This window comes from Paenibacillus sp. FSL M7-1046 (genome assembly GCF_038007405.1).
Classification (GTDB): domain Bacteria; phylum Bacillota; class Bacilli; order Paenibacillales; family Paenibacillaceae; genus Paenibacillus_AQ.
The window spans coordinates 4,999,736-5,012,789 of the sequence record NZ_JBBOXB010000001.1; the positions used below are offsets into that span (position 1 = coordinate 4,999,736).

The window sequence follows — 13,054 nt, forward strand, 5'->3', positions numbered from 1 at the left end:
CGATTTTTTCTAGGATGCAGCGGAGGTGGAGATAGTGGCAGCAGAACAAACCAAGAATAAAACAGTGAATTTGACGGATTCGCCGCTTACTCTGCTGGGAGCACTGATGGAACGGTGGGGGGAGACGGAAACGCAGCGGGTACTCTCCGATTTGGAGAGTAAAGAGTGTGCCCGTGAGCTGACACTCGCCTTTTGCGGACATTTTTCGGCAGGGAAGTCGAGTATGATTAACAGGTTATGCGGCAGCAATGTACTGCCTTCCGGGCCCGTTCCGACCAGTGCCAATGTCGTGTCTATCCGTAGCGGAGCACCACTCGTACTGCTCTATCCCAAGGTGGAAGGACAAAATGAGACAAATTCCCCATGGGAGACCACACCGGAGAAATTGCAGGAATATTGCCGCAAGGGCGGTGATTATTCAGCGATTGAAGTCTGGGGGGATGTGCCTTTGCTTGGAGCACATGGTGTTCTGATGGACACCCCGGGGGTTGATTCCACGGATGACGGGCATCAAGCCGCGACGCGTTCCGCACTGCACTTGGCCGATGTGGTGTTTTATGTGATGGATTACAATCATGTGCAGTCGGAGAATAACCTGGCTTTTGCCAAAAACCTCAGTGATTGGGGCAAACCGCTGTATCTTATTATCAATCAGATTGACAAGCACCGTGAACAGGAAATTGCCATTGAAGCCTACCGGCAGCAATTGGAAAGCGCTTTCCACGAATGGGGAATTCAATCCGCAGGTATTTTGTTCACTTCACTTAAGGACATGGAGCATCCGCTAAATCAATGGGACGGTCTGCTTATACTGATTCGCCAGCTGCTGGATCATCGGGAGGAGCTGCTTGGCTACAGCTTGTCCCGCTCGGTACATCATGTGGCCGATGCGGTTGTGACAGAATACCGCGAGCAGCAGCAGGAGGAGCGCGAAACGCTGCTGGAAACATCAGGTGGTGCGGATAAGTACTCCGTGGAAAGAGCGCTTCAGGCTTGTAACGAAGAGCGTAAGGAGCTTGCAGAGCTGCCTGATCAGTCAATCCTAACGCTGCGCAATGCACTCGATGCGCTGCTGGGCAACAGCAATCTGATGCCTGCCGATGTAAGGGAAGCTGCGGGTGCTTATGCTGAAAGCCTGGCTCCCGGCTTCCGGCAAGGCCTGCTGTTTACGGCTGCGAAACGGGAGAAGGTGCAAGCAGAACGGCTAAAAGCCTGGCACGGACTGCAAACGCGGGAAATCACCGCCCAACTGGAATGGCATATTCTTCAGTTGGTCCGGGAATGGGCCGAAGGCCTTGGCGTGTGGGAGGAGGGGGCCGAGAATCTGCTCAAGCAAAGTTTTCCGGCGGTGAGCCAGGAGTGGCTGGCGGCTTCGGTGAAGCCGGGAACCGGGGCCTCGGGCGAGGCGTTGCTTAATTTCACCCGCGCGCTTGCGGCTGAAATTAAAGCCCAGTTCCGCCGGGCGGCCCTGTCTCTTGGCGATGAGCTGCTGGCGAAGCTGCCGCCGCTGCTGGAAGAGCGGCGCGCCGAGGTCTCGCGCCGCGAAGAAGCCCTGCAGCGGCAGGCGCGCGCGCTCGCCGCGCTGGCTGCCCTTGACCGCGCGGCGGATGCCCGCGCGGCAGAGCTCTTGGCGCTGCTGCCGCCGCGCCGGACCCTCACCCCCGGCACTCTGCCGGAGGTGAGGGTTGCCCCGCGGGCAGGCGCCAGCAGCGCCGCACCGCGGGAGGTCCGGCCGCTGCCGGGCACAGCGGCCGGAAGGCCTGCCGCCGCAGCCTGGGCGGCAGGGCCGGTTTCGCCGGCGGGCGGACGCCGCCGGCTCACGAAGGCCGCAGCGGCGCTGAGCGCTGCGGCAGAGCTGCTGCGCGGCGAACCGGCCATGGCCTCGGCGGCGCGCAGCCTCGCGGCACGGGCGGAGAGCATCGCCGCCGGCCGCTTTACGATGGCGCTGTTCGGAGCGTTCAGCGCCGGTAAATCCTCCTTCGCCAATGCGCTGCTGGGCGAAGAAGTGCTGCCTGTGTCTCCTCACCCCGCCACAGCAGCGGTGAACCGCATCCTGTCACCGGAAGGGGAGTTCCGCCATGCCAGCGCGGTGGTGACGATGAAGACCGCGGAGGATTTCTGGGAGGACATCCTCCATTCCTTCAGCGTACTGCAGCTTGCCCCGCCGCAGCGGCAAAGCTGGACCGCTGAGGTGGCTGGGCTGAAGGTCAGCGGACTGCATCCTTCCGCCCTGCCGCATGCCGGATTCCTGCGGGCGGCGGCTGCGGGATGGTCAGAAGCGGAGGGACTGCTGGGAACGGTGCGGACTGTTGATCTGCAGGAATACCGTGGACTGGTCGCCGAGGAGACCCGGGCCTGTTTTGTGCAGGGGATTGACCTGTATTATGACTGTCCCTTGACCGCGAGCGGCATTGTGCTCGTGGATACCCCTGGCGCGGATTCCCTGCATGCCCGTCATACCGGTGTAACCTTCGGTTACATGAAGAATGCGGACGCGATATGTTTTGTGACCTATTATAATCATGCCTTTTCCAAAGCGGACCGTGGTCTGCTGGCCCAACTGGGAAGAATTAAAGACAGCTTTGCGCTGGATAAAATGTTCTTTATCATCAACGCTTCTGATTTGGCCGCAGACGAAGCGGAGCTGGAAGAGGTGAAGGGGCATGTCGCGCAGAACCTGCGTGCCGGCGGCCTTACCTCGCCGCGGATATATACCTTGTCCAGCCTGCTGGCGCTGCAAGGCAAAACAGACCACAACCGGGAAGCTTATGAAAGCTCCCGTTTCCAGACCTTTGAAGAGGCGCTTGCGGAATTCGCGGGCGGAGAACTGCCGCGGTTGTCGCTTGCAGCCGCGCAAGAGAACATTGCCTCCGTGCGCATGCGGGCGGAAGAATGGCAGAAGCTGGCCGAGATGGAGGCAGGAAGGCGTGAAGCCGGACTGCTGGAGCTCCAGGAACGCCGCCGCACCGCAGAAGCACGGCTCACGGCGCTTTCCGCCGAGGAACGTCCGCTGCGCGACCTGCGCCGGGAAGGTGAAGAACTGCTCTATCATGTGCGGCAGCGGATCGGATTTGCTTTCGGCCGTTTCTTCCAGGAATCCTTCCATCCTTCCGTGCTGCGTGAGGATAGCGGAAATCTGAAAGATATCTTAACAGCCTGTGGCAGAGAGCTGGAACGCACCCTTGAGCGCGAGCTGGAACAGGAATTGTGGGCGACTACCCTGCGCCTGGAAGCGGCAGGTCAAAAACTCGTGCGGACGGCAGCTTCATCGGCCGCGTCGGAACTGTCGATTTCGGCTCAGGAGCTTCAGCTCATGGACAATGCCGAAGAAAACTGGCCTTCCCCGGATAAGCTGGAGTGCTGGTTATCCCCTCTGGATTGGGCAGCATTATGGGGCCGCTTCAAATCGCCGCGTCATTTCTTTGAGGGGCCGGGGCGTAACGAAGTCAGAGCATCAGCGGAGCCTTGGCTGAAGGAAGCAGTTGCCGGAGCCGCCGGAACGCAGGAAGATTTATTATTGGATTTTTATACGGGTGTAGCGGAGCAGGCGTTGAAACGTTCGGCAGAAACACTCCGAGCAGCTCTGGCTGAGCGGGAGGAAGTGATGTCCGGTCTCTTGAAAGGGGGTGATTCTGCGGAACATTGGGGCCAACTTGGCCATCAATTAAATGTTCTGGAGAGAAGTTTCGACGATATCGTAGACGGCGATCTGTGAAGATTGTAGGAAAATGTCGAAGAAGGCTTGCAATCTGGTCGTTGATGGAAGAAAATAAAGAAGCCTGAAAATTTACAATGAAAACTGCGACATTTACAGAAAAAGAGAGTCAGCAGTCAAATTAGCCGAAAGAGGTTGGAGTCGACAATGTGGGGAGCTCCTTTTTCAGCTCAAAGCCGTAAGCTGCTGCTCTTGGGCAGCGGGGAATTGGGTAAGGAAGTCATTATCGAAGCTCAGCGCCTTGGCGTAGAGACCGTAGCTGTGGATCGTTATCAAGATGCCCCGGCGATGGGTGTAGCCCATCGCTCCTATGTAATTGATATGCTGGACGCGGACGCGCTTAAGACGCTCATCCGTTCCGAGAAGCCTGACGTGATTGTGCCCGAGATTGAGGCTATTGCCACACATGCGCTGCTGGAGCTGGAGGCGGAAGGATTCTTCGTAGTTCCGACTGCACGTGCAGCCCGGCTGACCATGGACCGGGAGGGTATCCGGCGTTTAGCGGCTGAAGAGCTTGGCCTGCCGACTGCGGCATACCGCTTCGCTGACAGTCTGGACGAATTGCGCCAGGCAGTGGAGGAGCTTGGCACACCCTGTGTGATCAAGCCGATTATGAGCTCTTCCGGCAAAGGACAGAGCGTCTGCAAGAAACCAGGTGATGTGGAGGACTGCTGGAATACGGCTCTGGAAGGAGCACGGGCCAAAGGGACACGGGTCATCGTGGAGGCTTTCGTTACGTTTGAAAGTGAGATTACCTTGCTTACGGTCCGATCGGTAAGCGGAACTGTATTCTGTCCGCCGATCGGCCATATCCAGAAGGACGGCGACTATGTAGAGTCCTGGCAGCCGCATCAGATGAGTGAGCGCACGCTGGCAGAAGCTCAGAATATCGCCAAAGCGGTAACTGATCAGCTTGGAGGCCTTGGTATTTTTGGAGTGGAGCTGTTTCTTACAGAGCAGGGAGTATTGTTCAGTGAAGTATCGCCCAGACCGCATGATACCGGCATGGTTACAATGATTACGCAGGATTTATCGGAATTCGCTCTGCATGTCAGAGCCATTCTTGGATTTCCGCTGGACTCGGTTGCGCTTGTAACACCGGGCGCTTCAGCTACCCTGAAAGCAGAAAAAACCGGACAGGCTTTTGCCATATCCGGAATCGGCGAAGCGCTGGCGCTTCCCCGTACGCAGGTTAGGGTATTCGGCAAACCTGAAATCCGTCCTGGACGGCGGATGGCAGTAGCCCTCAGTGCAGCGGAAGATGTAGAAATCGCGCGGACTACCGCCAAACAGGCGGCGTCTATGCTAAAAGTGGAGGTATATGAGAATGAACAGTAGTACTCAGGAGCAAGTACTGCAAATTCGCAAATGCGGCATGAATGATCTGGAGAGAGTGACAGCCCTTCTGCGGGAATTCGGCTATCCGACAACACTTAGCGTGATGAAAGAGAGAATGGAAGGCATGGAGAATGATCCGTTCCATTGCACACTGGTCGCTGAACTGGACAATGAAGTTGTGGGAATGATTGGACTTCGGCAGGTGAAATCCTATTACAAACATGCGGACTGTATTACGGAAATCAACGCGCTGATTGTATCAGAGGAGCTTAGAGGCAACGGCCTCGGCAAAAGATTGGTAGCTGCAGCGGAAGAATGGGCCCGCGGGCAGGGTTGCTGCCAGCTGTTCCTTAGAAGCGGCAACCGTGTGGAACGTGCGCCTGCGCATGCTTTTTACCGTCATATGGGTTTCGAGCAGACTACCGGCTACCGCTTCAACAAAGCATTGCTGTAAATCTAATACGTACAATCATCCCCATCCCGGCAACCGGGATGGTTTTTTTTGCAGTTTCCTCAGTAACCCCCGTTTTATCGAGGCTGTTTAGAAATTCAATCTTATGCCGTCTATTCTTCGTAGAGGTAAACCCGACCGTTCTGCGCAGGAGAATATCATTCCCTCAATTTGCTTATGTATACCCGTCCATTGCCACTGTATAATGAATTTGCTGAACCGGGTGAATAGCCATTCAGTTTCTTTTGCCACTTACTTAAGTTAAACATAGATAGAGTTGATCGAATCAGCTAGAATAGTTTTATAATTGAGCATTTTGCATTAATCTAAGCCCTTGGTACACAAAGAGATTTTGAGCATAAAAAAGGACTTCACCCCAACTTGGAGAAGTTTTTTGGTAACGACACCAAAACACTCAAGAGGAGGAAGTCCCCTTTGTATATTCTCCAAGAAAGTCTATTTTCCTTTGAGGAGCTTCAAAAAATCGAATCAAAAGAGCGATTGCCCATCTTTTTCAGCGCACTGGACCTGCGACCTTACGCGAGACAATTGAGAAATCCTTCACCCCGAGGAGCGGACGGGCACTGCCGTCAAGGCATTCTTCGCGCATTACTCGCGGCTCCCTTAGAGAACATCGATACGTTCACCGGCCTAGCGCGCAGACTGGAGTTTGACCTTCGTTTCCGTTACCAATGTGGACTTCGGCTGGACATCCCCGCCCCTTCAATTTCCACGTTAAGCCGGGTTTTTGCCGAGTTGACTCGCAAAAGCCTTGCCAAGCAGTTGTTTGAGGATCTTGTGGCTCAGTGCCAAGAAGCTGGAATCATCGACGGCACTCATGTCGCCATCGACAGCGCAGCCATTCACGCCTACGAGAAAAAAGAACCCAAGCGAAAAAGCGAGCTCACTGGCCATGCCAACTGGGGTGCAAAGTTCGACACCTTCGGCAACAAAGTCAAGTGGTTTGGCTATAAGCTGCATCTGGCCGTCGATGCCAAGAGTGAACTTCCTATGGTGCTCCAGGTGACTCCTGCCCATGTGAACGACGGAGACGAAGGGCCTGCACTCATGACGATTGTCGCTGCAAAATCCAAAGTGAAATTCTTCATGCTGGATGCGGGCTACGACCAAATGAAAAACTACGAGGCGGCCCGGAACGTCAAGGCGCAAGCCATTATTCCGCTGAATCCACGAAATGAAAAGGAACCGCCAGCGGGGATCACCCGCAAAGGCACGCCTTGTTGTTCGATGGGATTTCCTATGACGTATTGGGGACAGGAAAAGGTACATTTGAAATTTCGTTGTCCACATGCGACAGGTCAAGTGGATTGTCCTTTGGGTATGGTCACTTGTTCGTCGTCCAATTATGGAATGGTGGTTAAAATCAACAGTCAAACGGATCTCCGGCGTTACGCGTTGCCGCATCGGGAAAGCCGAGGCTGGAAGGAACTTTACAATAAACGAACCAGTGTAGAACGCTGCAACTCTCGAATGAAGACCTATTTAACTGCAGACCAGCTTCACGTCTGGGGGATTCAAAAAGTGACAACACACCAATATTTGAATGCGATTGTGTTACTTGCCTCTGCACTTGCCATCGTCAAGCAACGAGTCCAAAACGCCGCTTGAAATTTCAAATTCATTGAAATTCTGCCCGTCTGTCCATTTATCGCTCCGCTCTCACAACACTGAGATTTCGCTGTGGCCTAACCATGGACTCTCAATCGAAATATGAATTATGCAAAATGCTCAATTACCTAAACATAAATTATAAGAGGGATGAAGCATGTATAAATTGATTCTTGCCGAAGACGAAGAGGACGTAAGAGAAGGGATTGTCGCACAGATCGACTGGGGCAGCTATGGTTTTGAGGTTGTAGATCAGGCGGAGAATGGCCGTGAGGCTGCGGAATCAATCGACCGCCTGCTGCCGGATGTGGTCGTGACCGACATCCAGATGCCATTCATGAACGGACTGCAGCTGTCCGAGTGGATCCGCAGCCGTCATCCCAATACAAAGATCATAATTCTCACCGGCTACGATGAATTTGAGTATGCCCAGAAAGCGATTAAACTGCAAATTGACGAGTATATTCTGAAACCGTTTTCTTCTCAGGAATTGATCGACACACTGCTCAAGGTTAGAAAAACCATAGAGGCGGAAATCGCTGAGAAAGAAAATGTGTTTGTGCTGAGCGAGCATTACCGGAAGAGTCTGCCTGTGCTTCGTGAACAATTCCTCTCCTCGCTTGTTTCCCGCAGGCTGCGGCCGGCGGAAATCGCCGAGAAAAGTGCTGAATACGGCATCAACCTCTCTGGTGAGAGCTTTCAGTCTTCGGTAATCAGCATAGATTATATCCGCTCGGAGAAGGGTGCAGGAGTTCCCCAGAGTCTGCCCGTATCCCTGCGTGATACCGGCGACCGTAATTTGCAGCTGTTTGCGGTGCTTAATATCGCTGAGGAAATTTGTCTGAAGCATGGTTTCGGCAAAGTATTTATACACCGGGATGATGTCGTGCTGCTCTCTGTCAGCATGGAGAAGGATGAGGCGGAGATTACCAGCAAAACCTTCGCGATCTTGGAGGAAATCCGGCAAAATGTACAGCGGTTTCTAAAGCTGACGGTGACCATAGGAGCCGGAACAGTATGCCATACTGCCTCCATGCTGTTCAATTCATTCGGGGATGCGCTGCAAGCGCTTGATTACCGCCTCATTCTCGGCAACAACAGAGTGATCTGGATCGAAGATGTGGAGTCAAGATCCAATCAAATGCTGGCTTATGACGAGCTGACCCAACAATCGCTGATCCGTACAATCAAGCTTGGCACGGTACAGGAGCTGAAAGAGGTTGTCGACGAATTGTTCGGGGGACTGGACACCGCACAGGTTTCGACGCAGGACTATCAGGTGTTTCTGCTGGAGATCATCACCTCGATTCTACGGGTGGCCAAGGAGTCAGGCAGTGAGACCACGGATTACATCGGATCAGGGCTGTCTTCGCTGACGGAAATCCATAAATTCAACAATATGGGCGAAGCTAAGCAGTGGATTATCAATGTGTGCAGCCGGCTGATGGATTCCATCGCTTCGGAGCGGCAGTCGAGCTACAAACAGCTGATTGACCAAGCCAAGGAATATATCCGGGGTCATTATGAGGAGTCCGACATCTCGATCGGCAAAGTCTGCCAGCATTTGCATATCAGTACGGGATATTTCAGCAGCATTTTCAAGAAAGAGATGAAGATGACCTTTGTCAGCTATCTGCTGCAGATCCGTCTGGAAGCTGCCAAGGAACTGCTGCGCTCAACAGAGCTGAAGGCTTTTGAAATTGCCGAAAAAATCGGCTTTGCCGACCCGAATTATTTCAGCTTCTGCTTCCGCAAGAAATATGGACAATCTCCCAAAGAGTATAAGAACAGCTCCCGGGGAGGATAGCCATGAACAGGCCGAAGGCTTATTTTTTCCCGCTGCGCCCGCAGCAAGACAGACGCGGCAAAACAAGGATATCCTCCAAACTTCGGAGTATTCAGCTTATCATTACGGTGTCGTTCACGGCGGTTACTGTGCTGGTTGCGGTGATCGTCAGCTTCATGCTGTACAACAAGTTTGCGAAGACAGCCGAGGAGAATGCCAATCTGAATATGCAGCAGATAATAGAGCAGGTGAATTATAATCTGGAGCTGTATGTCAAAGGAATGAGCAATATTTTTGAGACGGCGGAGGAACAGGTCACGACCAGTGCCTCTATTGATTCCCCGCTGCTGTACGAACGGATGGATACGCTGATGAACAGCAGAGAAGATTTGGTGTCGGTCGCCGTGTTTACGCTGCAGGGGAAATATGTGGTGGGGACCCCGGGCCAGAACATGCGCCTGAATACACAGCTGGAGAGTCAGAGCTGGTTCACCACTGCCAAAAAAAACTCGGAGATTTCCTATTCCGCACCGCATATCCAAAATTTATTCAAGGGGCGGTATACCTGGGTTGTCTCCATCAGCAAAATGATTCAATACAGAGAAAACGGAGAACTGAAAACCGGCATCCTACTGATCGACTTCAACTTCCGGACGATTGATGAGCTGAGCCGGCAGGTCAAGCTTGGCAAAAGAGGATACGCTTACATTTTGGACTCGCTGGGCAACATTGTTTATCACCCGCAGCAGCAGCTCATTTATGCCGGCCTAAAGTATGAGAATGTGGAACCGGTGCTGGAGTATGCTTACCGCAGCTATCTGGATGAATCGACAGGAGAGAAACGTTTTATTACCGTACGCACGCTGGCCGAAACCGGCTGGAAAATCGTCGGTGTCGCTTATTACGATGAAATTGTGACTACGAAACGGGATCTGAATCATTTTCTGGTCTGGTTTCTGGCTGCTGTTATTCTTGGCGTCATTGCTGTCTCCGTCTTCCTGTCCTGGCTCATTGCCAGTCCCATCCGCAAGCTGGAGCGGACCGTCAAGCAGGTAGGTGAGGGTGACCTGAATACTCCGATCAATGTCAGCGGCGCTTATGAGGTTGAACAGCTGTCACGGCGCTTTAACCTGATGCTCCAGCGAATCCGCCAGCTGATGGACCAGATTATTTATGAGCAGGAGACCAAACGCAAAGGTGAGCTTGAAGTACTGCAGTCGCAGATCAACCCGCACTTTTTGTACAACACGCTGAACTCTGTCATCCGGCTTGCCGAACGGGGCAAAAATGAGGAAGTGGTCACGATGATCCAATCGTTGTCGAAGTTTTTCCGGATCAGCCTGAGCAAGGGTAATAATATTATTACCGTGCAGGAAGAGCTGGACCATATCCGCCATTATCTTGTCATCCAGAGCTTCCGCTTCAAGAATAAATTCCGCTTTGAAATCAAGGCGCAGGATGAAGTGCTCCAGTACCAGACGATCAAGCTGATTCTGCAGCCGATTGTAGAAAATGCGCTGTATCACGGGATTGAAATGCTGCCAGACGAAGGTTTGATCTCCATTAGTGCCGAGCTTCAGCATGGCTTAATTGTCATCACAATCAGTGATAACGGGCTAGGAATGCCGAGGGAAATGCTGAATATGATCTTGAACGGCGGGACCAAAAGCGGCAGCGGCTCTGGTGTAGGCGTGCGGAATGTGAATGAGCGGATCAGACTTTATTACGGACGCGAATTCGGTCTTGCATTCGAAAGCGAGCTTGAGGAAGGCACAACGGTCACTATTACATTCCCGGCAATCCAAACCACAGAGGGGCCGGAGCCGCAGAAGGAGGATGAATCATCTCCATGAGAAGCAAACGATTGTGGCTGATCCTGCTGCTTTGTCCGGTGCTGTGGCTGACGGTCACTTCCTGCTTCAATACGTCTCCCGCCGCTTATATCAGCACCAATAAAACGCATAATATCGATATGATTGTCAAGATGAACAAAGGGGATTACTGGAACACGGTTAAGCTCGGTGCTGAAGCCGCCGCCAAGGAATTCAATGTCAAGCTGACGTTCAAGGCACCTGATTCGGAGAGTGAGATTGATAAGCAGATTACCATGGTTGAGGATTCAATTAATCAAAAGGCAGAGGCGATTATTTTGGCAGCCAGCAGTTATATGGGGTTGGCCCAGGTAGTGGATCAGGCCGCCTATTACAAAATCCCTGTCATTTCCGTCGATGCCGAGGTGGGTTCGGCCAGAGTCAAAGCCTACGTGGGTTCAAATGGCTATGAAGCCGGACAGAAATCAGCGGAAAGACTGATACAGCTGTTGAACGGATATGGTGAGATTGGAATCATCAATTTCACCAACTCCTCTCAGAACGTGCAGCCGGAATCCAGCGGACCGATTGATTATGGAGCCCGGGACGCGGAAGAAAGGGAAAAGGGTTTCCTGAACTATGCGGCCCGTTATCCAAATGTTCAGGTCGTGCAGATTTCCTACACCTCCTCGAATACAGACCATGCGGAATCATTAACCCGGGACATGCTGCAGAAGCATCCCGATTTGCGCGGAATCGCCACATTGAATGAAACGGCGTCGCAGGGCGCGGGCAAAGTGCTGCAGAATCTGAAGCAGCATAAGGTTAAAATGGTGGCCTTCGACAGCTCTCCCTCGATGATGGAAATGCTTCAGGACGGAACCGTCCAGGCAACTGTGATCCAGAATCCGTTCAGCAACGGTTATTTGGCCGTGAAATATGCAGCCCAAGCCCTGGAAGGCATCGACATTCCGGAGCGTGTGGATACTGGCACCAAGCTGATTGACCTGGAAAACATGCTATGGCCCGAGAATCAAAAGCTGCTGTTTCCTTTTGTCCGGTAGCATAGGGAACTCATTAGAATTTTTATTGAATACAGTAGGATTTTATATTCGCAACTGTGCCTTTTTCAGGCATAATGATGTACCTGGGACAGATCCGGCATAAGAAAGATTTACCTTCGGGAGGTCAATTAGTGATGAAAAAAATGTCTTCCGTTTTATTCGCCGCCGTGTTGCTGGGTGCTGTTATGTCCGGCTGCGGAGGCAGCCCTGCGAATACCGGCGGCAGCGCTGAGGCGGCAATCCCTGGTGGTACCGGCTCAGCTCCAAAAATTGGTGTAGCCATTTATAAATTCAGTGATACGTTTATGGCCGGTGTCCGCAAATCGGTTGTGGCGGCAGCCAAAGGCATCGCAGCTGTGGACATTGTAGACAGCAAAAACTCCCAGCTTACGCAAAATGACAAGGTTGACGTTTTCATTACCAAGGGATATAAAGGCATGCTGATTAATCCGGTTGACCGCACTGCTGCAGGAGTTATCATTGACAAAGCAAAAACCGCCGACATTCCGGTCGTCTTCCTGAACCGTGAACCGTTTCCGGAAGATATGAAGAAATGGGATAAGGTGTATTATGTAGGCGCCAAAGCGGAAGAATCGGGCACCATGTCCGGCCAGATTATCGCGGAATACTGGAAGTCCCATCCCGAAGCTGATAAGAACGGCGACGGAGTGCTTCAATATGTCATGCTTAAGGGCGAGCCGGGACACCAGGATGCCGAGCTGCGGACCAATTATTCCATCCAGGCGATTGAAGATGAAGGTATCAAGGTCGAGAAACTGGCGGAAGACAGCGGAATGTTCGACCGGGTGAAGGGCCAGGAGAAAATGGCGGGCTTTCTGAAGACCTGCGGAGACCGGATAGAAGCTGTGCTTGCCAACAACGATGATATGGCCCTCGGTGCAATTAAAGCTTTAAAAGCTGACGGATATTTTTCCGGCGGGAAATACATGCCGGTAGTCGGTGTAGATGCGACAGCTCCGGCCGTTAAAGCACTCAAAGAGGGGACCATGCTGGGCACTGTGCTAAATGATGCCAACATCCAAGGCAAAGCAGCAATCAAACTTGCGGCTGTTCTCTCTAGAGGCGAAGCGCCAACCAAACAAAATATTGGTTTCGACATTACCGATAACCAGTATGTATGGATCCCCTACAAGAAGATTACCAGAGACAATGTCGCCGACGTCGAATAATTAGGAAAGCGTCAGAGCTTACTACCACACACCCTTTCTCCCTTGACCACATATCCTATAGGCAAAAGCC

General features: G+C 52.7%; 8 protein-coding genes. All 8 read left to right on the forward strand.

Features of this window, described 5'->3' with window-relative positions; translation table 11 throughout:
- Positions 1–34 precede the first annotated feature (34 nt).
- The 8 genes from NYE29_RS22090 (at position 35) to NYE29_RS22125 (ending at position 12,984) form a co-directional block, all read left to right on the forward strand.
- Complete coding sequence (locus NYE29_RS22090; protein WP_340897481.1) at positions 35–3,715, forward strand: dynamin family protein; 3,681 nt, start codon at positions 35–37, stop codon at positions 3,713–3,715.
- Positions 3,716–3,862: 147 nt separating this feature from the next.
- Positions 3,863–5,053, forward strand: a complete 1,191-nt coding sequence (gene purT, locus NYE29_RS22095; RefSeq protein ID WP_340899771.1) for a formate-dependent phosphoribosylglycinamide formyltransferase — start codon at positions 3,863–3,865, stop codon at positions 5,051–5,053.
- On the forward strand, positions 5,043–5,507 hold the full coding sequence (locus tag NYE29_RS22100; protein WP_144024272.1) for a GNAT family N-acetyltransferase: 465 nt from the start codon (positions 5,043–5,045) through the stop codon (positions 5,505–5,507). The genes purT and NYE29_RS22100 overlap by 11 nt, the downstream gene beginning before the upstream one ends.
- Positions 5,508–5,939: 432 nt before the next feature.
- Positions 5,940–7,133: a transposase gene (locus tag NYE29_RS22105; protein WP_076114670.1), complete on the forward strand. Its 1,194-nt coding sequence runs from the start codon at positions 5,940–5,942 to the stop codon at positions 7,131–7,133.
- Positions 7,134–7,290: 157 nt separating this feature from the next.
- Positions 7,291–8,940 carry a response regulator gene (locus tag NYE29_RS22110; RefSeq protein WP_340897484.1) on the forward strand — a complete coding sequence of 550 codons (1,650 nt, stop codon included), beginning with the start codon at positions 7,291–7,293 and terminating at the stop codon, positions 8,938–8,940.
- Positions 8,941–8,942: 2 nt separating this feature from the next.
- The gene (locus NYE29_RS22115) at positions 8,943–10,772 is read left to right on the forward strand and encodes a sensor histidine kinase (RefSeq protein WP_340897485.1); all 1,830 of its coding nucleotides are present in this window, start codon (positions 8,943–8,945) and stop codon (positions 10,770–10,772) included.
- Positions 10,769–11,794, forward strand: coding sequence for a substrate-binding domain-containing protein (locus NYE29_RS22120; RefSeq protein ID WP_340897487.1), 1,026 nt, complete (start codon positions 10,769–10,771; stop codon positions 11,792–11,794). Before NYE29_RS22115 ends, NYE29_RS22120 begins: the two co-directional genes overlap by 4 nt.
- 131 nt (positions 11,795–11,925) lie before the next feature.
- Positions 11,926–12,984, forward strand: coding sequence for a galactose ABC transporter substrate-binding protein (locus tag NYE29_RS22125; RefSeq protein ID WP_445322179.1), 1,059 nt, complete (start codon positions 11,926–11,928; stop codon positions 12,982–12,984).
- The last annotated feature ends 70 nt before the right edge of the window (positions 12,985–13,054 follow it).